Genomic DNA, 22233 nt, shown 5'->3' with positions numbered 1-22233 from the left:
ACCCCATGCCGGGCGGCGTCAAGCCGGCCGTTCGCCGGCTATGGTTAGCGCCGCATTAACCATACCGGCGCAGGACTCAGGTCCATGGCGATCCAGGGAATCCGAGGGGCGGTCGAGACGGCGATCCAGCGCGCCTCCCAGGCGACCGGCGTCGACTTCTCGTTCCTGATGCGGACCGCCAACCGCGAGAGCGGCTTCAATCCGCACGCCAAGGCCTCCAGCTCGTCCGCGGCCGGCCTCTTCCAGTTCGTCGAGCAGACCTGGCTGCAGACGCTGAAGAGCCACGGCTCGAAGTACGGCTACGCCCGCTACGCGGAGCTGATCAGCAGGGGCGCGGACGGCAAGTTCCGCGTCGAAGGCTCCGAGGCCCGCCGCGCGGTCATGGACCTGCGCCTCGACCCCCACGCCGCCTCGCTGATGGCGGGCGAACTCGCCTCCGACCACGCCGCCTACCTGAAAGGCCGGGTGGGGCGCGCCCCGACCGCCGGGGAGCTCTACGCCGCCCACTTCCTGGGACCCCAGGGTTCGGCCAAGCTGATCGAGGCCATGCAGTCGCGTCCCGAGGCCAAGGCCGCACACCTCTTCCCGGACGCCGCCCGGGCCAACAAGGCGATCTTCTACCGGGAGGGCCGCGCCGCCTCGGTGGCCGAGGTCTACGCCAACCTGACCAAGACCGGCGGCGCCGGCCAGGCGACCGAGCCCCGCGAGGCCGCGCCCGAGCCCGACGGCGGCTTCATCCAGTACGCCTCGGCCCGCCGCGCCGACCGCATCCAGCAGCAGGACGCCCTGGTCGCCCTGATCCTGCGCGGCTCCCAGCCCGCCGACCAGCTCGGCGTCGGGACCCGGCTGACGGGCTCGATCTTCACCAGCGAGATGCTGCGCCTGCTCTCCGACGCCCGCGACGACAGCTAGCTGGCTTCCGCCGCGCCGCTGGCCAGCAGGGCTTCGATCTCCGCCTCCCCGTAGCCGACCTCGGACAGAACCTGCCGGGTATGCTGCCCCAGCCCCGGGCTCGGCGGCCGCGGGCCGGTCTCGACGCCCGGGAACACCGCCGGCGCCGCCGGCTGCGGATAGGTCCCGCCTTCGCCGTCTTCCACCTGCAGGATCGCGCCGGCGGCGGCCACCTGCGGGTCGGCCACCACCTCGGCCGGGGTCTGCACCGGCGCCCAGACGAGATCGGCCTCGTCCAGCCGCCGGGCGATCTCGGCCATCGGCAGGGCGGCGAAGGCCTTGTCGAACTCGGCGGTGATCTCGACCGTGTTCTCCCGGCGCAGGCGGCCCGTGGCGGCCCGCGGGTCGTCGATCAGGTCCGGCCGCCCGGCGACGTTGCAGAAGGTCTCCCAGCCGCCCGAGGCGCCGCGCGGGTTGTGCACGAACCAGTGGCCGTCGGCGCTGCGGAACACATTGGCCAGCGGGTTCATCGGCTGGCTGCGCGGCTTCAGCGACGCCAGCCGGCCGAACTTCATCTGGATCGCCAGGTCCGAGCTCAGCGCATAGACGCCGGTGGCCAGCAGCGAGGTCTGCACCAGCCGCCCCTTGCCGGTCCGCTCCCGCTCGTAGAGCGCCGCCAGGATCGCCGAGACGGTGGCCAGCGAGGTGGTGTGGTCGCCCACGCCGGTGCGCAGCATGAAGGGCTCCGAGCCCTTCGGCGGGATCATGTTGGCCACGCCCGCGCGGGCCCAGAAGGCGGTGACGTCGAAGCCCGGCTTGTGCGCGTCGGGGCCCTCCAGCCCGTAGCCGGTGATCACCGCGTAGACGAGGCGCGGGTTCAGAGCCAGCAGGGCCTTGTCGTCCAGCCCGTGCTTGCGCAGCGAGGCCGGCCGCACATTGGTCAGGAAGACGTCGGCCTGGGCGGCGAGCTTCGCCAGCGCCTCGCGGCCCTCGGGTCTGGCGATGTCGAGCACGATCCCGCGCTTGCCGCGGTTGTCGAGGTCGAAGACCGGGTTGCCGGAGAGCTGGCTCTTCACGTCGGCGAGCGTGTGGCGCATGGCGTCGCCGCCCGGCCGCTCCACCTTGATCACGTCGGCGCCCCAGTCGCACAGGATGCCGGCGGCGCCGGGGCCTGCGATGTAGGCGGAGAAATCGATGACCTTCAGGCCGTCCAGCAGCACGCGTCGTCCCCAGCTCTTGTCTTGCTTGGGGCCACTCTAGAGCAGGTCTCGGCTTACGCTACGACTCGGTCGTTGGCGGCGGGCTCTGAGGCCAGGGCCTCGGCGATCGCGCGGGCCACGGCCGGCACGGTGACCGGCTTGCGAAGCAGGGCGTCGGCGCCGGCTGCCAGGCAGTCGCGGGCCTCGTCGGGATCGCCGCCGATCAGGGCGACGATCGGCGTCAGGGCCGCCTGGCCGTCCATGGCCCGGAGCGCGCCGATCGTCTCGTGGCCGTCGAGGCCCGGCATCCGGGCGTCGATCATCATCAGGTCCAGGTCGCAGACCCGGGCGAGCTCGATGGCCCGCTGCCCGCTGGCGGCGTGGACCACCTGGTGGCCGAGCTGTTCCAGGTGGGCGCGCAGCATGGCCGCGTTCAGCGCCTCGTCCTCGGCCAGCAGCACGCGCAGCCGGCGGCGCTCGGCCTTCGCAGGACCCGCCTCGAGCGGCGGGCCGGCGCTGGCGTGGCGGTCGAACGGCAGCTCCAGGGTGAAGCAGCTGCCGACGCCGAGCGCGCTGTGGGCCCGCAGGTCGCCGCCCATCAGGCGGGCCAGCTGGCGGGCCAGGGTCAGGCCGAGGCCCGCCCCCGTGGTGCCGGCGCTCGTGCGGGCGACCCGCTGGAAGGGCTCGAAGGCCACCGCCAGTTCGTCGTCGGTGAGCCCGGGGCCGGTGTCGACGATCTCCACCGCCAGGCGGCCGGCCTCGTTGAGCGCCACCCGGACCTCGACCCGGCCGCGGACGGTGAACTTCACGGCGTTGCCGATCAGGCCGGCCAGCACCTGGCGGCTGCGCACCGGGTCGGCCACGGCCGCGCCCGACGTGGCCGCCAGCTCGGGGGCCACATGGACCCGCAGCTCCAGCCCCTTGGCGGCGGCCTGCGGGCGGGCGAGCAGGGCGAGATCGCGGACCAGGCCCACCACGTCCACCGGCTGCGGCCGCACGGTCAGGCGGCCGGCCTCGGCGGTCTCGGCGTCCAGCGTGGTCTCCAGCACTGACAGCAGGTCGTTGGCGGCGTCCAGCGCGGCGGAGAGCTGGGCGCGGGACGGCGCGGCGCGCCCGCCGCGGCCGGACGCCGCCGCCAGCACGTGGGCCACGCCGGTCAGGCCGTTGCGGATCTCGTCGCCCAGGGTGGCCACGAGGTCGGACTTGGAGCGGGCGAGCCTTCGGGCCGCCTCGGCCTGTTCGGCGCGCTCGGCCATCAGCACCTCGCGCTCGGCGGCGAGCGCGAACTGGCGGCGCAGGATGCGGTTGACCACGAGGCCGAGCGCCAGCGCCAGCGCCACGGCGCCCCAGCTGATCTGCGCCAGCTCGCGGCTTTCGGTGCGGCTGAACAGGCCGATCAGCGGGCCGGCGAGGGCGGCCGGGGCCACGATCAGCAGGCTGGGCAGCCAGGGGGCGGTGAACACCACGCAGACCACCGCCGCGCCGAGGGCGGCGAGCAGCAGCGACTCGCGGAACGGCCCCGCGCCCTGCGCGAAGGCGGCGATCTGGGCGATGGCCGCGGCCCAGATCAGGCCGCCCATCAGCTGGACGCGGGCGCGGCGGCGCGGATCTGCCGCCTGCGGCTGCTTCAGCCAGTTCACCACCGCGTAGAAGGCGCCCCAGCCGATCGCGAAGATCACGAAGCTGACGCTCATCCAGGCCGCGTTCGGCGCGTGGCTGCCCGCCCAGACATAGGCCGGCAGGCAGATCCCGAAGGCGGCCAGCGCATAGGGCAGCAGCGCCGTCTGGGCCTGCAGCGCCTGCTCTCCGACGGAAAGCCCGCCGCGGGGCGGCTCGATGGCGGATGGCTGGCGCAAGCGACGGGTCTCCCTTTCGCGCGGACTGTGCGTCCAACGCGGTTGGCGGCCCGTTACGGGAGAAAGTTAATCAACAGATTCGCTCGGCAACCCGGCGTTAAGCATGCCCGTGGCAGGCTCGACTCGTGGGACTAAAACGGTCCTACGACGGGGACCAGAAGGGGCCATGGCGACGACGCGCGCAGCGTTGACGGACGAGGACATCCGTACGCTGGTCAAAGGCGCGACGCCCGACGAGCGGGCGGCTGCGGCGCACAAGCTGTGCCGCAACATCGACCGTCTGCCGCTCACCGAAGACGACCGCGCGCTGGCCGCCGAGATCCTGCGGATCATGGCCGGCGACGCCGCCGAGCTGGTCCGCCGGGCGCTCGCCGTCACCCTCAAGGAATCCCCCCTCGTCCCCCGCGACGTGGCCCTGAAGCTGGCCCGCGACGTGGAGACCGTCGCCCTGCCGATGCTCAGCTTCTCGCCGGCCTTCACCGACGAGGACCTTTCCGACATCGTCCGCCTGGGCGGGCCGGTGCGCCAGCTGGCCATCGCCAAGCGCCCGAAGCTGTCGCGCAAGGTCACCGACGCCATCTCCGAGCACGGCGGCGAGCGGGCCGTCGCCACCGCCTGCGCCAACGACAACGCCGACTTCGCCGAGCGCTCCCTGCAACGGGTGATCGACCGCTTCGAGAAGTCCGAGAAGGTGCTGGCCGCCGTGGCTTATCGCCAGGTGCTGCCGCTGTCGGTCACCGAACGGCTGATCACCCTGGTGGGCGAGCAGATCCGCGACCACCTGGTCAGCCACCACGCGCTGTCGCCGCAGACCGCGCTCGAGATCGCCATGGGCTCGACCGAGCGGGCGACCATCGACCTGGTCGACCAGGCCGGCCGCGCGGCGGACGTGAAGTCCTTCGTCGCCCACCTGAACCGCAGCCAGAACCTGACGCCCTCGCTCCTGCTGCGCGGGCTCGCCCAGGGGCACATGACCTTCTTCGAGTGGGGCGTGGCGGAGCTGGCGGGCGTGCCGCACCACCGCACCTGGCTGATGATCCACGACGCCGGGCCGCTGGGCCTGCGCGCCATCTACGAGCGGGCCGGGCTGCCGGCGCGCCTGTTCCCGGCCTTCCGGGCGGCGGTGGACACCTTCCATTCCATGGAGTTCGACGGCGGCGCCCGCGACCGCGAACGCTTCCAGGAGCGGATGATGCAGCGCTTCCTGACCCAGCCGCAGGCGGCCGCCCGCGAGGACGTGGACTACCTGATCGACAAGATGGACCGCCTGTCGCGCACCACCCGCGCCGAGGCCATGCAGGAAAGCGCCTAGGCGCCGCGCCGGGTGACGTAGGGGACGTCTTGCGGCCCGATGGGCCAGCGCCCAAGCTGGCGGCATGTCGCAAGCCGCCGCCGCCGATATCAAGCCCGCCGCCACCATCCTCCTGCTGCGCGACGACCCGTCTTTCGAGGTGCTGATGGTCAAGCGGCACCACCAGATCGACTTCGCCTCCGGCGCGCTCGTCTTTCCGGGCGGCAAGACCCACGGCGGCGACCACGACCCGGCCTGGGCCGATCACGTGGTTGGCTGGAACGACTTCGACGCCGACCAGCGCGCCCTGCGGATCGCCGCGATCCGCGAAGTGTTCGAGGAGGCCGGCATCCTGCTGGCCCACCGGCGGAACGGCGAGCCGATCGGCGGCGAGGCGTGCCCGATGGACGTCCGCGAGGCGGTGGACCAGGGGCGCACGCCCTTCCTCGACGTGGTCACCGGCATCGACGCGCGGCTGGACCTCGGCGCGCTCACCGTCTTCGCCCGCTGGATCACCCCGGCCATCGTGCCGAAGCGGTTCGACACCTGGTTCTATGCGGTGAAGGCCCCGGACGACCAGCTCGCCGCCTGTGACGGCCGCGAGACTGTGGACGCCGAATGGATCGCGCCGGCCGAGGCCCTGCGGCTGGCGGAAACGGGCGAGCGCAAGGTGATCTTCCCCACGCGCATGAACCTGCAGCTCCTGGCGGAGGCTGGCAGCGCCGACGACGCCGTGGCCCGCGCGCAGGCCCGGACCCTGGTCACGGTCGAGCCCGTGGTGCAGAGCCGCGAGGCCGGCCGCGTGCTCGTCCTGCCGCCCGACGCCGGCTACGGCGTGGTCGAGGAGCCGCTCGAGAAGGTGATGTGACGGGCGCTCAGGCGCCGGTGGCGGCGACCTGGGCCTCCAGCTCCTTCACCAGGATCGCGCCCACCGGGTGGTCGTCTTCCTTGATGTCGTCGCGGACGGCGGCCTTGATCGCGTCGATGTGCGCGTCGACCAGCGGCATGGGCGCGCCCACGCGCTTCTCCTTGTCGTCGATCAGCCGGCACAGCGAGGCGGCGATGCGGGTGATGATCGGGAAGCCGTAGGTGGCGCCCAGGCCCTTGAGGTCGTGGGCTCGCAGGTAGAGGGATTCCATCGTCGCGCTGGTGGCCCCCGTGGCGCGGACCTCCTGGCGGGCGTTGTCGAGCTTGGTGATCTCGTCGGCCAGCCACTGGGCGAAGTTGCCCGACAGGCTCTTCAGGGCGGCCTCGGCCTTGGCGATCGCCGCAGGATCGATGGCGCCGAGCCGGCCCCCGCCGACCTTGGCCCGAAGGGTGTTCGGGACCTGGATCATCTGACCGCTGTTCTGTTGGCTCACGACGAGAAGCCTCCTGTCACTCGGAGATCACGGTACGCTGAACCCGTTAACAAAGGGATGCCTATGCAACCCTCTGTTGTCTAAGCGGAAAATTGCTCCGCCAGCACGCGCTCCTCGAGGCTGCGGCCGGCGTCGAAGAGCATGGTCATGCCCACGTCCCGGTCCTCGGCCACGTGCACCTCGGTGACGTCGCGGACCTCGAAGTTGTCGGCCACCGCGCTCACCGGCCGCTTGTCGGCCTCCAGCACCTCGAAGGTCACCCGGGCGGTGTGGGAGAGCAGGGCCCCGCGCCAGCGGCGCGGCCGGAAGGCGCTGATCGGGGTGAGCGCCAGCACCCGGGCGTCGAGCGGGATGATCGGCCCGTGGGCGGAGAGGTTGTAGGCGGTGGACCCGGCCGGCGTGGCGACCAGCGCCCCATCGCAGGAGAGCTCGGCCAAGCGGACCTTGCCGTCCACCGAGATCCGCAGCTTGGCGGTCTGGCGCGTCTGCCGCAGCAGGGAGACCTCGTTGATCGCCAGCGCCTTGTGCATGACGCCGTCCACGCCTACGGCGGTCATCCGCAGCGGGTGGATGAGGGCCCGCTCGGCGGCGTTGATCCGCTCCAGCAGGTCGTCCTCGCTGTACTCGTTCATCAGGAAGCCGACGGAGCCGCGGTTCATGCCGTAGATCGGCTTGCCGCTCTCCATGTGCCGGTGGAGCGTCTCCAGCATGAAGCCGTCGCCGCCGAGCGCGACGACGACCTGGGCCTCCATCTCGGGCGTATCGCCGTAGCGTCTCGCCAGCCGCGCCCGGGCCTCGATGGCCTCGGGCCGGTCGCTGGCCACGAAGGCGAGGCGGGTCACCATGGGATGCGCGTTGAACATCGCCGGGCAAAAGCGGCCAAGGGCGGCCGCTTGTCAAACGCCTCAGGAGGCGACGCGGGCGGCCTGGCGGAAGGCGACGGCGGCGGCCTGGGGCGGGGAGGGGGCGAAGGCGCTGGCGGCGCGCTGGGCGCCTTCCGCCCCGCCGCCGGGGCGCCCGCCGTTGAGCTGGCGGACCATGGTCAGGATGGTCGGGAAGACGCTGCGGTCGATGCCCACCGAGGCGCAGGCCAGCGCCAGCAGCTCCGGACGGTCGGAATCCAGCGCCTGACGGATGTGGCGCCCCTCGAAGCGGCCGAGCACGGAGAGCGCCGTCGCGAACAGCGACAGCCGGCCCTCCCGCAGCGCCCGGACCAGATAGCCGGGCCTGAGCTGGCCGGCCGTGTGCAGCTTGTCGATCAGCCTGCGCTCCATCTCCTCGCGCTCGCCCTCGCGGGCGACGATCACCAGCCCCTCGGCGTCCAGGGGCGCGCCGGCGTGCGCCTCGCGCAGGGAATCGGCGATCGCCTGGTCGAGGGCCGCGCCGTCCAGGCGGAAGCGCTCGGAGAGCGAGTGGCGCAGCGACTGGCCCACCCAGACGTAGAGCTGCATGGCCAGGTCGGCGGTCAGCCGCGGGTGGCGCGACAGCGGCGTGCGCAGGGCGGCGACCTTGCGGGCGGCGGCCACGAGCTGGCGCATGTCCTCGTCGTTGAGGTCGGCGGTGGCGTTGTTGGCGAGCGCCGTCAGCACGGCGGGCTCCGCCTGGCGCAGGATGGCGGCCACGACCACGCCGCTGAGCTGCGGACGACGGGCGACCTCGATCTGGTGCTCGATGGTGGCCTCGACCAGCAGGCGGACGAGGTCGTGGTCCTTCAGGACCGGGCTCTGGGCGATGACCGGACGGGCGATCTCGATCTCGTCGAGGGCCAGGACATTGACCAGGGCGGGCGGCGCCCAGTCGGCGGTGGCCAGCCGCTCGGCCAGCCGGCGGCGGATGTCGCGCTCGGCCTCGACGACGAGGCTCATGAAGATGGATGACAGGAGGCCCTGGACGGCCGGCGCGGCCACGGCGTCCGGCGCGCCGCCGGCGGCGCACAGCTCCACCACGCCCAGCAGAAGGCGTTCGCGGTCGCCTGGCGCGCGACTCCTGGCGAGCTCCAGCAGCCTTTGGCTGCTCTGGGCGGTACCCAAGCCCAATCCCCCAATGCCCCAAGGCCCATTCTGGACCTCGACGCTGAATCTGCTCAGTCGGTGTGAAATTATGTTTAAAGGGCCACTGACCATGATCCTCGGAGGACGCGCGCGATGGCCGAACCGCTGATCCTGGCGCTCGACCAGGGCACCACCAGCACCCGGGCCATCCTGTTCGACCGCAAGGGCCAGGCGCTCGCCGAGGCGGGCCGCCCGCTGCAGCAGCACTATCCGGCCGACGGCTGGGTGGAGCACGACGCCGAGGAGATCTTCCGGGCCTGCGTCGACGTGCTGGCCGAGGCGGTGAAGAAGGCCGCCCGCTCGATGGACGAGGTGGCCGCCATCGGCATCACCAACCAGCGCGAGACGGTGGTGGTCTGGGAGAAGGCCACGGGCAGGCCGATCCACAAGGCGATCGTCTGGCAGGACCGCCGCACCGCCGACCTCTGCGAGCGGCTGCGCGAGGCCGGCCGCGAACCGGAGGTCACCGAGGTCACCGGCCTGCTGCTCGACCCCTATTTCTCCGGGACCAAGATCCACTGGCTGCTCGACAGGGTGGACGGCGCCCGCGCCCGCGCCGAGGCCGGCGAACTCCTGGCGGGCACGATCGACGCCTGGGTGATCTGGAAGCTCACCGGCGGCCGGGTCCACGCCACCGACGCCACCAACGCCTCGCGGACCCTGCTCTACGACATCCGCAGGGGCGATTGGTCGCGGGCCATGGGCGAGATGCTGGAGGTGCCGCTGGCCCTCCTGCCGGAGGTCCGCGACTGCGCCGGCGACTTCGGCGAGACCGAGGCCGGGCTCTTCGGCCGCGCCATCCCCATCCGCGGCGTGGCCGGCGACCAGCAGGCGGCGCTGATGGGGCAGGGGTGCATCCGCCCCGGCGAGATGAAGGCCACCTACGGCACCGGCTGCTTCATGCTGATCAACACCGGCGAGGCCGCGCCGGTCTCGCGGGCCCGGCTGCTGACCACCGTCGCCGCGCGTGTCGGCGGCAGGACGACCTATGCCCTGGAGGGCGCGATCTTCATCGCCGGGGCGGCCGTCCAGTGGCTGAACGAGGGCCTGCGCGTGCCGGGCGGTCCGCAGGCGGCCGAGCCGCTCGCGGCGACCGCGCGCGAGGACCACGGGGTGGTGCTGGTGCCGGCCTTCACCGGCCTGGGCGCGCCCTGGTGGGACGCGGGGGCCCGCGGCGCGATCTTCGGCCTGACCCGCGATTCCGGCCTGCCCGAGATCGCCCATGCGACGCTCGACGCCAGCGCCCTGCAGACCCGCGACCTCATCGAGGCCATGCGCGCCGACGCGCCCGAGGCCTTCCACGGCAAGGTCGAGCTGCGGATCGACGGGGGCATGTCGCGCAGCCTCTATTTCAGCCAGCGGCTGGCCGACCTGACCGGCGTCAGCGTCTGCCGCGCCACCTACCAGGAGACCACGGCGCTCGGCGCGGCCCTGTTCGCAGGTCTCGGCGCCGGGATCTACGGCTCCCTGGAGGAGGCGGCGTCGGCCCGGCCGCAGACCGAGGGCTTCTCGCCGGCCATAGACGTTCATCGCCGCGAGGCGGCCTACGCCCGCTGGCTCGACGCGGTGACCCGCGTCAGGAGCTAACTTGACGCCGTTCACCAGCCGGAAGACTCTGGGCGCAACGACTTAAGGAATTGGGAGACTGGCCATGGCCGACGGATCGGTTGCCGGCGTGACTTCGCTGCGGGGCAAGGTGAGCGCGGAGGAGTGGCAGGCCCGGGTGGACCTGGCCGCCCTCTACCGGCTGGTGGCGCTGCACGGGTGGGACGACCTGATCTACACCCACATCTCGGCCCGCATCCCGGGGCCCGAGCACCACTTCCTGATCAACCCCTACGGCCTGCTGTTCGAGGAGATCACCGCCTCGTCGCTGGTGAAGATCGACCTGGACGGGAACATCCTCCAGGACACCCCCTATTTCATCAATCCGGCGGGCTTCACCATCCACTCGGCGATCCACGCGGCCCGCGAGGACGCCCACTATGTGATGCACCTGCACTCCGACGACGGCGTGGCCGTGGCCGCCCAGTCCGAGGGCCTGCTGCCGCTGTCGCAGCACGCGCTGATCGTGATGCCGAGCCTGGCCTACCACGACTATGAGGGCATCGCGCTCAACCTCGACGAACGCGAGCGGCTCGTGGCCGACATCGGCGACAAGACCCTGATGCTGCTGCGCAACCACGGCACCCTGTCGGTGGGCGACACCGCCGCCAACTGCTGGATCGGCATGTACTACCTGGAGCGGGCCTGCACGATGCAGGTGAGGGCCATGGCCGGCGGCCGCGAGAAGGTGCTGCTCGCGCCGGAGGCCTCCCAGGCCGAGGTGAGGAGCCAGGTGTCCCGCGGAATCGGCGGCGGCCTCGCCTGGCCGGGCTGTCTGCGCAAGCTGGACCGCGAGCTTCCCGGCTACGACGCCTAGTCTTTTCCAAGCATCCGGTTAGCAACGGGCGCCGTAGATACGGGCGCCCGTTCGCGTTTTCGGGCCCTGTTTCAGGCGCGAAACGCGGAGCCATCCTTCTGTCACTGGACGCGGTGTATTCGGACCGCCTAAGAGCCGCAAAAAGTTCACACTCACGCCCCGGAACGAGTGGGCGACGGAGCGCATCGGTTTGTTCAGACGCCACTTTTTCCTCGTCGCGGCGATCGCGGTGCTTGCGGTCATGGTCGTGGTCGGCGGGCTGAAGATGTTCGGCCTGAAGGCCGGCGCGGGCGGCCCCGGCGGCGGCCCGGGCGGCCCGCCCGCCGCCATGGCCAAGGGCGGTCCCGGCGGTCCCGGAGGCCCCGGCGGGGGGCGTGGCGGCTTCGGCGGTCCGACCGAGGTCTCCATCGCCGTCGTCCAGCCGCGCAGCTTCGCCGACACCATCGAGGTGCTGGGCGTGGCCAAGGGCCGCCAGTCGGTGACGCTCACCGCCGCGGCCACCCAGCTGGTGGAGCGCGTGCGGTTCTCCGACGGGCAGTCGGTGCCGAAGGGCGCGGTCCTCGTGGAGCTCCGCTCCACCGAGCAGGACGCCGGCGTCTCCCAGGCGCAGGCGCGGCTGGTGCAGGCGCAGCGCGCCTATGAGCGCTACCGCCAGCTCGGCCAGCAGGGCTTCGCCTCCAAGGCGGCCATCGACGAGTACGAGGCGGCCTACCGCACCGCCCAGGCGGACCTCGCCGCCGCCCGGGCCCGCGAAGCCGACCGAGTGATCCGCGCGCCGTTCGCCGGCGTCGTCGGCCTGTCCGATATCGCCCCCGGGGCGCTGGTGAACCCGGGCGCGCCGATCGTGACCCTGGACGACGTCTCGGCCATGCGCGTCGACTTCCAGGTGCCCGAGCGCTACCTCGCCCAGCTCTCCGAGGGCCAGGCCATCCTGGCCACCGTGGACGCCTATCCCGGCGAGACCATCACCGGCCGCATCGCCCGCCTCGACACCCGCGTCGACGAGCGCACCCGCGCCATCACCGCCCGCGCCGAGTTCCCGAACCCGGGCCGGCGGCTGAAGCCCGGGATGATGGTCCGCGTCGGCATTTCCCGGGGCGACCGCCAGAACCTGAGCGCGCCGGAATCGGCGATCTCCGTGCAGGGCGACGCCGCCTTCGTCTACGTCGTCCGCCAGGCGGGCGAGCGCACCGTCGCCGAGCAGCGGCCGATCCTGACCGGCGTCCGCCAGCAGGGCTTCGTGGAGATCCGCGAGGGCGTGCGGCCGGGCGAGCGGATCGTCGCGGACGGCCTCAACAAGATCCAGCCCGGGCAGCCCGTCCGCGTCGCGCGCGCGGCCGGCCCGCCCGGACAGCCCGGCGCCCGGCCCACGGGCGCGAACGGAGCGCAGGCCCAGGGCCTGCGGTCGCCCGCATGATGCTCTCCGACATCTCGGTCCGGCGTCCCGTCTTCGCGGCGGTGGCGGCGATCATCCTCTGCGTCGTGGGCCTGGCCTCTTTCAGCGCGCTCACCGTGCGCGAGCTGCCCAGCGTCGACCCGCCGGTGGTCTCGGTGTTCACCAACTACCGGGGCGCCTCGGCCGAGGTGATCGAGGAGCGGATCACCGAGCTGATCGAGCGGCAGATCGCCGGCATCGAGGGCATCGACCGGATCAATTCGGCCTCCCGCGACGGCTCCTCGCGGATCAACATCTCCTTCAAGCTCGACCGCGACCTCGACGCCGCGGCCAACGACGTGCGCGACGCAGTCAGCCGGGTCTCGGCCGCCCTGCCGGAGCAGGCCGACCCGCCGCAGATCCAGAAGGCGAACGCCGACGCCTCGCCGATCATGTTCCTGAGCTTCACGTCCACGACGCTCAACCGGCTGCAGCTCTCCGACTACGCCCAGCGCTATCTGGTGGAGCGCTTCTCCACCGTGCCCGGCGTCGCCAACGTCGGCGTCGGCGGCGCGCAGTTCTACTCCATGCGCATCTGGCTCGATCCCGACGCCATGGCCGCCCGCGGCGTGACGGTCGAGGACGTCGAGAGCGCGCTGAACTCCCAGAACCTCGAGCTGCCGGCCGGTTCGCTGGAGGCCCCGGCCAAGGACTTCACCATCCGCGTGGCCCGCGGCTACGCCACGCCCGAACAGTTCGCCCGGCTTCCCATCGTCCCGGCCCGCGCCGTCAGCCAGACGCAGGCCTCCGCCGCGGCCGGCGGCAGCGCCTCGGTGGCCGGCGCGCCGCAGGGCGTCACCCGCGACGTCACCAGCGCCTCGGCCAGCCAGGCCTACATCACCCGCCTGGGCGACATCGCGCGGGTGGAGGAGGGGCCGGACGAGCACCGCCGCAGCTTCCGCTCCAACGGCCGCGACCAGGTCGGCATCGCAATCTTCCGCCAGAGCCTGGCCAACGACCTGGAGATCTCCGAGGGGGTCCACGAGACCATCGCCGAGATCAAGTCCGGCCTGCCCAAGGGCACCGACCTGCAGGTCGCGGTGGACTACACCGAGTTCACGCGGCACGCGATCGAGGAGGTCTGGATCACCATGGCCATCTCGCTGGCCTGCGTGGCGCTGGTGAACTTCCTCTTCCTGGGCACCTGGCGCGCGGCGATCATCCCGACCCTGGTGGCGCCGATCTGCCTGCTGTCCACCTTCATCGTCCTGGCCCCGCTCGGCTTCTCGATCAACCTGCTGACCCTGCTGGCCCTGGTGCTGGCCATCGGCCTCGTCGTCGACGACGCCATCGTGGTGGTGGAGAACATCCAGCGCCGCATCGACGAGGGCGAGCCGCCCATCGTCGCGGCCCAGCGCGGCGCGCGGCAGGTGTTCTTCGCCGTCGTCGCCACCACCATCGTGCTGATCTCGGTGTTCGCGCCGCTGATGTTCATGCCCGGCTTCACCGGCCGGCTGTTCGTCGAGCTGGCGGTAGCCGTCGCCGGGGCGGTGGCCTTCTCGGCCCTGCTGGCCCTGTCGCTCTCGCCGATGCTGGCCTCCAAGCTCCTGCGCCCGGCCAAGGGCGAGGGCTTCATCGCCCGCAAGGTCGACGGCGCCATGAACGCGCTGAAGTCCTCCTACAACACCTCGCTGGACGGCCTGCTCGGCCGCCGGGCGGCGTCGGTCAGCGCCTCCGCCCTGGTGCTGGTGCTGGGCCTGGCCGCCGTCGCCGTGTTCAGCGTCCTGCCCAAGGAGCTGACGCCGGAGGAGGACCGCCGGCGCGCCCAGGTGATGCTCATCGGCCCGGAAGGCGCCGGTTACGACTACACCAAGGCCGCCGCCACCCGCGTCGAGCAGATCCTGATGCGCTACGTGAACGACGGCACGCTCGACCGCTACGTCATGTCCATGCCGCGCTTCGGCGGCGCCAGCAGCTTCAACAGCGCCGGCGGCAACACCATGCTGTCCGACAAGACCGAGATGACCACCCAGGAGTTCGCCGCCCGGCTCAACCGCGAGCTCTCCGGCATCACCTCGGTGCGCGCCATCGTCTCCCCGGAAGGCGGCCTGCAGCGCGGCGGCCCGGGCGGCGGTGGAGGCGGCTCCAGCGTCCAGATGATCGTCACGGGCAACGACTACCCCGAGATCGCCCGCGCCATGCGCCCGATCCTGCTGGCCGCCGAGCAGAACCCCGGCCTCGCCAGGCCCAGGCTCGACTACGAGCCGACCAGCCCGCGCGTGGTCGTCGACATCGACCGCGACAAGGCCGCCGCCCTCGGCGTCTCCGCCCAGGCCGTGGGCCGGGCGCTGGAGACCATGTTCGGCTCGCGGCGGGTGACCACCTACATCAAGAACGGCCAGGAGTACGACGTCCTCCTGCAGACCGACCGCACCAACCGCCAGACCGAGGACGACCTCAAGCGGCTCTACGTCCGCACGACCTCGGGCGAGACCGTGCCCCTGTCCTCCCTGGTCACCACCCGGGTGCGCGGCGACACCCCCGACCGCTCGCGGGTGGACCGCTTGCGCTCGATCACGCTGACGGCCCAGCTGAACCCCGGCTACTCCATGGGCGAGGCGATCCAGTTCCTGGAGCAGGAGGCGGCCAAGCAGCCCGGCGGGCTCGGCGTGAAGTGGGGCGGCGGCGCGCGCGACTACCTGGAATCCTCCGGCGCGGTGGGCCTCGCCTTCGGCATGGCCCTGCTGCTGGTCTTCCTGGTGCTCGCGGCCCAGTTCGAGAGCTGGATCCACCCCAGCGTGATCATGCTGACGGTGCCCGTGGCGGCGCTGGGCGGGCTGTTCGGCCTGCTGGTCGCCGACTCCTCGATCAACACCTACAGCCAGATCGGCTTGATCATCCTGGTCGGCATCGCCGCCAAGAACGGCATCCTGATCGTCGAGTTCGCCAACCAGCTGCGCGACGAGGGCCTGTCGATCCGCGAGGCGGTGATCGAGAGCGCGTCCCTGCGCCTGCGGCCGATCATCATGACCTCGATCTCGGCGGCGGCCGGCGCCATCCCGCTGATCCTGTGGGGCGGCGCGGGCGGCGAGGCGCGCAAGACCATCGGCGTGACCATCTTCTTCGGGGCCATCTTCGCCACCATGGTCACGCTCTTCGTGGTGCCGGTGTTCTACAACATGCTGGCCCGCTACACGAAGTCGCCGCAGGCCACCGCCCGCCGCATCGAGGCCTTCGAGGAGGCCGAGAAGGCCCGGGTCGCCAACGCCGCCGAATAGGCCGCTCGGCGTTCCCCAAGAAAAAGGCCTTCCCCCTCGCGAGGGAAGGCCAGGATGCGGGACGCGCCTTCAGGCTCCGCGGGGGACGTCGCCTTGCGCGCTCCGCGCCGGCGCTTGGGGTCCCGACGGCGCGGAGAGATGTCGACCGGACAGCAGGCTCGACAGGCGCGAGGATGCGCCTGTCCCAGACTCGCGTCAAGGTTGTCTTTGGCTCGGGATCGCCTGACGGAGGAGCGGCCGGCCTACTGCGGCTTGTAGCCCGTCTCGACCATCAGGTAGGCGATCAGGTCGCGGCGGTCCTCCGCCTCCTTGAGGCCCGCGAAGGTCATCTTGTTGCCCGGCAGGTAGTTCCTCGGGTCGGCCAGCCACTGGTCCAGGTGCTCGGCGTCCCAGACGAAGTTCGCCTGCTTCAGGGCGTCGGAATAGTTGTAGCCCTCCACCGACGCGGCCTTGCGGCCGAACACCCCGTGCAGGTTCGGCCCGGTCATGTTGGCCCCACCCGGGGCGATGGTGTGGCAGGAGCGGCAGAGCGCGAACTTCGCCTCGCCCTCGTCGAGGTCGGCTTCGTTGTAGGGGGCGGGGTAGGCGGCGAGCAGGGCCTTCGCCTCCGCCTCGCTGCGTTCGGCGGGCGCCGTGGCGGCGGACGTCCCGGCCTGGGTGGCGGCGGTCGCCTGGCTGTTCTCGGCGTCCTGGCCGGTCTGCGACTGGCCACAGGCGGCGAGCGCGGCCGCCAGGGCCGCAACGGCGAACATCGAACCCACTTTGCGCATGGACATCTCCTCGGGACGAAAGGCGCGGCAAGCTAGCGCACGGCAAGGCCGATGCAAGCCGCCCCCGCTCAACGCCGCTTGCGCCGTTCCCGGTTCACCGCCTCGTCCAGCGCCTGCAGGAAACGTGAGCGCGCCTGGCGGTCGAACGGCTTCGGCCCGCCGGTCATCTCGCCCAGGCTGCGCAGGTGCTCGCCGATCGAGCGCTGGGCCAGCGCCTGGCCGATGGAATCGGCCGTGAACACCCGCCCGTTCGGCGCGATCGCGGCGCCGCCGGCCTTCAGCACCCGGTCGGCGAGGGGAATGTCGTTGGTGACCACGATGTCGCCCGGCTCCGTGCGCTCGGCGATCCAGTCGTCGGCCACGTCCGGCCCGGCGTCGACGATCATCCGCTCGATCCGCGGCGAGGCCGGGATCTGGATGAAGCTGTTGGAGACGACGGTGGTGGTCAGGCCGTAGCGGTCGGCCACCTTGTAGACCTCGTCCTTCACCGGACAGGCGTCGGCGTCGATGAAGATGCGCATGGGCCGCGGGTTAGCGGGCGGTGTAGCCCCCGTCCACCACCAGCTCCGTGCCGGTGACGAACTTCGACTCGTCCGAGCCCAGGTAGACGCAGGCCCAGGCGATGTCGTCCGGCTCGCCCATGTGGCCCAGCGGATGGAGCGCGGCGGTGGCCTCGCGGGCCGCCGCCTCGTCGGCCTGGCCCTCCAGGAACCCCTCGACCATCGGCGTCAAGATGAAGCCCGGATGCACCGAGTTCACGCGGATGCGGTCGGGCGCATAGATCAGGGCGTCGGTCTTGCTCATCAGCCGCACGGCGCCCTTGGAGGCGTGGTAGGGCGGCACGTCCGCGGCGCTGATCAGGCCGTAGATCGACGACAGGTTGATGATCGAGCCTGCGCCCGCCCGCTTCAGGTGCGGGATGGCGTGCTTGGTGCAGAAGAACACGCCCTTGACGTTGATCGCCTGGACGAAGTCCCACTCGGCCTCGGTGAGCTCGTGGGTCGGCTTGTTGGCGCCGGCCACCCCGGCGTTGTTCACCAGGATGTCCAGCCGTCCGAAGTGGGCCGCGGCCGCGTCGATGGCGGCCTTCACCTCGGCCTCCCGGCTGACGTCGCAGCGCCAGAAGCGGACCTTCAGCCCCCGCGCCGCGAGTTCGTCCACGAGCGCCTGCCCGCGCCCTTCGTCGAGGTCGAAGGCGGCGACCGCCGCGCCTTCCTCGGCCATGCGGATGACCGTCGCCCGGCCGATCCCCACCGCGCCGCCGGTGACCACGGCGACCTTGCCCTGCAAACGGTTCATCTGGCGTCCTCCCTGCCGACGCCCCCCGACCCTGCGCGCTCGAGTTTGACCGCGCCTTGTCCAGGATCAAGGGGCGCGGCCGCGAAAGGCGCTGTAGGGTCCCGCCACGCATGGCTTCCGCGAGTCCCAGACCCACGTCCGCCTCGAGCGGCCTGACGGAGGCGGAGGCCGCCCGCCGGCTGGCCGCGGTGGGCCCCAACGAGCTGCCGCGGGCGAAGGGGCGGGGGCCCCTGCGCATCCTCGCCGAGACGCTGCGCGAGCCGATGTTCTTCCTGCTGCTCGGCGCGGCGGCGCTCTACCTGGTCCTCGGCGACCTCGGGGAGGGGCTGTTCCTGGCGGCCGGCGCGGCCGCGTCCATCGGCCTCGTCATCCTGCAGGAGGCGCGCAGCGAGCGGGCCCTGGCGGCCCTGCGCGAGCTTTCCCAGCCGCAGGCCCGGGTGATCCGCGACGGGGCCGAGCGGCGCATCCCCGCGCGCGAGCTCGTGCCCGACGACATCCTGCTGATCGGCGAGGGCGAGCGCCTGCCGGTCGACGGCCTGCTGGTGGGCGGCGAGGTCCTCAGCGTCGACGAATCCACCCTGACCGGCGAGTCCGCCCCGGTCTCCAAGCGCCTGGCCGGCGCCGGCGAGGCGTTCGGCGAGCCCGAGCCCGGCGCCGACGCCACGCCGCACCTGTTCGCCGCGACCCTGGTGGTGGGCGGCCAGGGCGTGGTGCGCGTCGCCCGCACCGGCCCCGCCTCCGCCATCGGGCGGATCGGCCGCTCCCTGGCCGACATCCCGCAGGAGGCGACGCCGCTGCAGAAGACCGCCGGCCGGCTGGCCGCGATCCTTGGCGTCTTCGCGCTCGCCTTCTGCGTCGTCGTGGCGGCGGCCTACGGCGTGCTCCGCGCCGACTGGGTGGGGGGCGTGCTGGCCGGGATCACCGTGGCCATCGCCCTGATCCCGGAAGAGTTTCCGATGGTGCTCGCCGTCTTCCTGGCGCTCGGCGCCTGGCGGCTGGCGACCCACAAGGTGCTGGTCCGGCGCAGCGCCGTCATCGAGACGCTCGGCGGGGCCACGGTGCTGTGCGTCGACAAGACCGGCACCCTTACCGAGAACCGGATGCAGGTGGCGCGCCTGTGGACCCCGGCGGGCGAGCAGGCGGTGGAGGGCGATCAGAGCCCGGACGGGGCCGGAGCCGACCTCCTGACCCTCGCGGCGCTCGCCTCCGCCGTCCGCCCGGTGGACCCCATGGACCGCGCCGTGCGCCGCCTCGCCGAGGGGCTGCCGGGCGAGCCCGAGCGCACCTGGCCGCTGCGCGCGGAGCTGATGGCCGTGACCCAGGTCTGGCGCGGCGAGGGCGAGGAGCGCCTGGCCGCCGCCAAGGGCGCCCCGGAAGCGGTGTTCGCGCTCTGCTGCCTGCCGCCGGAGGAGGCCGCGCGGCTGCAGGCGGTCATCGGCCGCTTCGCCGAGGCGGGGCTGCGGGTGCTGGGCGTGGCCTCGGCCCGCACGCCGGGCGCCTTCCCCGACGACCCGCGGCAGGCGCCCTTCGCCTTCGCAGGGCTCGTCGGCTTCCTGGATCCGCTCAGGCCCGAGGTCCCGGCCGCGCTCCGCGAGGCGACCGACGCGGGGATCAAGGTGGTGATGATCACCGGCGACCATCCGGCCACCGCCCTGGCCATCGCCCGCTCGGCGGGGCTCGACGTGTCGGGCGGCGTGCTGGTCGGCGCGGAGCTGGCGGCCCTGCCGTTCGACGAGCTCTGCGACCGTCTCCGGAGCGTCCGCGTCTTCGCCCGCGTCGCGCCGGAGCTGAAGCTGCGCATCGTCGACGCCCTGAAGGCCGACGGCGAGGTCGTGGCCATGACCGGCGACGGGGTCAACGACGCGCCGGCGCTGGAGGCGGCCCACATCGGCATCGCCATGGGGCGCAAGGGGACCGACGTGGCCCGGGAGGCCGCGGACCTCGTCCTGCTGGACGACAGCTTCGCCTCCATCGTGGGTGGCGTGCGGCTGGGCCGGCGGATCTTCGCCAACCTGCGCCGGGCGCTCACCTACATCACCGCCATCCACGTGCCGATCGCCGGCCTGGCCCTGGGGCCCATCCTCCTCGGCCTGCCGCCGATGCTGTTCCCCATGCACGTGGTGCTGCTGGAGCTCGCCATCGACCCCACCTGCGCCCTCGTCTTCGAGGCCGAGCCCAGCGAGGAGGGCGCCATGAACCGGCCGCCGCGCCGGCGCAGCGAGGCCCTGTTCGGCCCGAGCCAGGTGGCGCTGGCGCTGATCCAGGGACTGACGGTGCTGGCCGGCGTCCTGGCGCTCTATGTGCTGGCCCTGCGGAGCTATCCCGAGGCGGAAGCCCGCGCCGCGGCCTTCGTCGCCCTGGTGATGGGCAACCTGGTCCTGGCGCTGGCCGACTCTAGCGGCGGCGGCCGGCTCCTCGACCGCCATCGGGTCGCCTACTGGGGGATCGCCGCGGCGGTCACCGCCCTGCTGGCCCTGATCCTCGCCCTCCCGCCGGTCGCCAAGGTGTTCAGCATCGCCCCGCCGCCGCCGGCGCTGCTCGGCGTCGCCCTGGCGGTGGCGATCGCCTGCGGCGGCTGGCCCGCGGTGCTCAGCCGTCTGCGGCGCAGACTGGGGCGCTGAGGGATGGCGCCGGATGCGGGGCGGGGGATGGTGCCGGATGCAGGACTCGAACCCGCGACCTTCGGTTTACAAAACCGCTGCTCTACCAGCTGAGCTAATCCGGCATTCCGAACAGATACAATGGCTTGCCATATCTGACCGGCTGGCCGCAATCGAACGGGGCGCACATGGGCGCCGCTGAGCGGCCGAAGCAGACGGATTGCACGACGAGTCGGCGTGGGCAAGCGGATCGGTGAGGGGTGCAGCCTATTGTGCGGCGGCAACCATGCTGGGCGACGTTCTGCCTTTGTGTGGCGTGCTCCGTCGATCGGCGCCTGCACCAAAGCGGAGGTGCTGCTTCATCTATTGTTCCGAAGTTGCGGCTTCGCTGGAAGCCCAAGAATGAGATTAAGCTCGTCAACAATTACATGAAGCTGTACCGGCGCGGGCCCGCCGGTCTGCAGGCTCCCACCTACGCAGCGTCTGTGCACCGTCGGTGCGGTTGATCAACAACTCAGCGACCCAACCAAGGTGCGGGTCATAGCTGCTGAGGGGTACGTGATGTTCCCGACTACTCGGGATCCGAACAAGAACGACAATCTTCCAGCCTATCGAACCCGGGAATCCGGTGACTCTGACCGTCAACAGCTCACCAGATGGGAGGGGTGCCGCGAGCCTGTTTAATGTCCACAATCCGGGTGGTCCGAATGGGGAATTAGGAATATCTAAGATTATCTACAACTCTGCGAATGGAAACATGCGAGATACCTATCAGGCAGTCTTAGGTTCGCGCATCCGACGGACGGAGATCAAGTGTGTGGATAAATTACTGTGCAAGTTAAAGTAGTTGCTGTCGCACTTGCAGTGGCTGGATGCCAGGTGCAGAATAGCCGGACTAGCGAAGAGGTCCCCGCCGCCACTGTCGCAACGGCAGATGTTAACCTGCTTCGTCCAGACGAACTCGCTGAGCTCAAACTTAGAGGTGAGCAAGGTGATCCCGAGGCGGCGTACAGAGTTGCTCTCCACTACGACGCCGACCCTCGGACGGTTGCTCAGCAGGAGATTTGGCTACGTCGAGCGGCGGCCCAAAATCATGTGGGCGCGCTCCAGCAACTCGCGGCATTTCTCTACGTGAGGGGCGACAAGGGTGGGTGCGAAGAGGCTGCGAGTGTCGTCGCGTCGCTCGACAAAAGCGTGACTGACCCAGCGAAGCGCGCCGCCTTAGGGGTGGATCGAATGGTCCGGAGTGTTCCGCAAAGTCGTGATGTCTGCCTTCGAAACTCGAAATAGCCTGGCCGGGATCGGTTAATTCAGGTGGCGCACAACCTCTCGGCATGAGCCGCGTGAACAATGGCCGGCGCGGCCTCCATGATCCTCGTTCGCACCGGCCCAAAAACAGAATAATGTTGATGTTTGCCTTGCCTAGAAGTTTGGCCAAATGAGATCCGCACCTTCCTGCACTTGGAGGCGGACCTTCGCTGCGGTCGTGCGGGCGTCTGACAGGCGAAAGGCTGAGCTATAGGCGCCGAGCGTCAGCCGCGGTTGATGGCCATCCGCGGTCCGATAGCGGTAGACCCAAACCTTCCTCCCCGTGTCGGTGACCCGCAGGCACAAGCCGGGCGTGGACGCGTCCCAAAGCTCCAGCCGCGGACCCCGCTCTGCCCGAGCAGCCCGAACCGGCCTTGTCCGTCAGCTTTACCGTCGCATGGGGCACAGAAAGTCGTTACTGGAGGGGGGTGCCTGAAACAGTGGGAAACACAATTCCCCTCGGTGATCGCCCCATCGACAGACCATCTGAGCGGTGATGAGACTGTCCGAAACCAGCACCCAAGCGGTTTAC

16 protein-coding genes, 1 tRNA gene and 1 pseudogene are annotated in these 22233 nt (G+C 71.4%); 8 read left to right on the top strand and 10 right to left on the bottom strand.

Annotation, left to right across the window (positions count from 1 at the left end):
* Nucleotides 1–84: 84 nt before the first annotated feature.
* The gene (locus VM685_RS14210; protein ID WP_325460822.1) at nt 85–912 is read left to right on the top strand and encodes a transglycosylase SLT domain-containing protein; all 828 of its coding nucleotides are present in this window, start codon (nt 85–87) and stop codon (nt 910–912) included.
* On the opposite strand, the gene VM685_RS14205 is transcribed toward VM685_RS14210, so the two are convergent.
* Nucleotides 909–2111, bottom strand: a complete 1203-nt coding sequence (locus VM685_RS14205) for a CoA transferase (protein ID WP_325460821.1) — start codon at nt 2109–2111, stop codon at nt 909–911. The genes VM685_RS14210 and VM685_RS14205 overlap by 4 nt on opposite strands.
* A gap of 53 nt (nt 2112–2164) precedes the next feature.
* On the bottom strand, nt 2165–3946 hold the full coding sequence (locus VM685_RS14200; protein ID WP_325460820.1) for an ATP-binding protein: 1782 nt from the start codon (nt 3944–3946) through the stop codon (nt 2165–2167).
* 166 nt (nt 3947–4112) lie between these two features.
* On the opposite strand from VM685_RS14200, the gene VM685_RS14195 reads away from it, so the two are divergent.
* Nucleotides 4113–5258 carry a DUF2336 domain-containing protein gene (locus VM685_RS14195; protein WP_325460819.1) on the top strand — a complete coding sequence of 382 codons (1146 nt, stop codon included), beginning with the start codon at nt 4113–4115 and terminating at the stop codon, nt 5256–5258.
* A 64-nt stretch (nt 5259–5322) separates the two neighbouring features.
* On the top strand, nt 5323–6105 hold the full coding sequence (locus VM685_RS14190) for an NUDIX hydrolase (protein ID WP_325460818.1): 783 nt from the start codon (nt 5323–5325) through the stop codon (nt 6103–6105).
* A 7-nt stretch (nt 6106–6112) separates the two neighbouring features.
* Here the strand turns inward: VM685_RS14190 and VM685_RS14185 are convergent, their stop codons facing one another.
* From VM685_RS14185 to VM685_RS14175, 3 genes are all read right to left on the bottom strand, one after another.
* On the bottom strand, nt 6113–6574 hold the full coding sequence (locus tag VM685_RS14185; protein WP_414693398.1) for an Hpt domain-containing protein: 462 nt from the start codon (nt 6572–6574) through the stop codon (nt 6113–6115).
* Between the two features lie 104 nt (nt 6575–6678).
* Nucleotides 6679–7461: an NAD kinase gene (locus VM685_RS14180; RefSeq protein ID WP_325460816.1), complete on the bottom strand. Its 783-nt coding sequence runs from the start codon at nt 7459–7461 to the stop codon at nt 6679–6681.
* A gap of 42 nt (nt 7462–7503) precedes the next feature.
* Nucleotides 7504–8628, bottom strand: a complete 1125-nt coding sequence (locus tag VM685_RS14175; RefSeq protein WP_325460815.1) for a DUF2336 domain-containing protein — start codon at nt 8626–8628, stop codon at nt 7504–7506.
* Nucleotides 8629–8742: 114 nt separating this feature from the next.
* On the opposite strand from VM685_RS14175, the gene glpK reads away from it, so the two are divergent.
* The 4 genes from glpK (at nt 8743) to VM685_RS14155 (ending at nt 15724) form a co-directional block, all read left to right on the top strand.
* Complete coding sequence (gene glpK / locus VM685_RS14170; protein ID WP_325460814.1) at nt 8743–10236, top strand: glycerol kinase GlpK; 1494 nt, start codon at nt 8743–8745, stop codon at nt 10234–10236.
* 64 nt (nt 10237–10300) lie between these two features.
* Nucleotides 10301–11071: a class II aldolase/adducin family protein gene (locus VM685_RS14165; protein ID WP_325460813.1), complete on the top strand. Its 771-nt coding sequence runs from the start codon at nt 10301–10303 to the stop codon at nt 11069–11071.
* A gap of 190 nt (nt 11072–11261) precedes the next feature.
* A complete protein-coding gene (locus tag VM685_RS14160; RefSeq protein WP_325460812.1) occupies nt 11262–12488 on the top strand; it encodes an efflux RND transporter periplasmic adaptor subunit in 1227 nt (408 codons plus the stop codon).
* Nucleotides 12488–15724, top strand: a complete 3237-nt coding sequence (locus VM685_RS14155; protein WP_325462030.1) for an efflux RND transporter permease subunit — start codon at nt 12488–12490, stop codon at nt 15722–15724. Before VM685_RS14160 ends, VM685_RS14155 begins: the two co-directional genes overlap by 1 nt.
* A 242-nt stretch (nt 15725–15966) precedes the next feature.
* Here VM685_RS14155 and VM685_RS14150 read toward each other — a convergent pair whose 3' ends face one another.
* The 3 genes from VM685_RS14150 to VM685_RS14140 all read right to left on the bottom strand — a co-directional run bounded on the left by VM685_RS14150 (nt 15967) and on the right by VM685_RS14140 (nt 17793).
* A complete protein-coding gene (locus tag VM685_RS14150) occupies nt 15967–16494 on the bottom strand; it encodes a cytochrome c family protein (RefSeq protein WP_325460811.1) in 528 nt (175 codons plus the stop codon).
* A gap of 68 nt (nt 16495–16562) precedes the next feature.
* Nucleotides 16563–17015, bottom strand: a complete 453-nt coding sequence (locus tag VM685_RS14145; protein ID WP_325460810.1) for a YaiI/YqxD family protein — start codon at nt 17013–17015, stop codon at nt 16563–16565.
* 10 nt (nt 17016–17025) lie between these two features.
* The gene (locus tag VM685_RS14140) at nt 17026–17793 is read right to left on the bottom strand and encodes a glucose 1-dehydrogenase (protein WP_325460809.1); all 768 of its coding nucleotides are present in this window, start codon (nt 17791–17793) and stop codon (nt 17026–17028) included.
* Nucleotides 17794–17903: 110 nt separating this feature from the next.
* Between VM685_RS14140 and VM685_RS14135 the strand changes: the two genes are divergently transcribed.
* A complete protein-coding gene (locus VM685_RS14135; RefSeq protein ID WP_325460808.1) occupies nt 17904–20414 on the top strand; it encodes a cation-translocating P-type ATPase in 2511 nt (836 codons plus the stop codon).
* Between the two features lie 28 nt (nt 20415–20442).
* Here the strand turns inward: VM685_RS14135 and VM685_RS14130 are convergent.
* A tRNA-Thr gene (locus VM685_RS14130) sits at nt 20443–20518 on the bottom strand.
* Between the two features lie 1297 nt (nt 20519–21815).
* A pseudogene (locus tag VM685_RS21040) lies at nt 21816–22058 on the bottom strand (Arm DNA-binding domain-containing protein); the annotation flags it as partial.
* Between the last annotated feature and the right edge of the window lie 175 nt (nt 22059–22233).

The organism is Phenylobacterium sp. (assembly GCF_035539035.1).
Classification (GTDB): domain Bacteria; phylum Pseudomonadota; class Alphaproteobacteria; order Caulobacterales; family Caulobacteraceae; genus Phenylobacterium.
The sequence above is the reverse complement of the archived record's forward strand: the minus strand, read 5'-3'. Positions and strand labels throughout refer to the sequence as shown.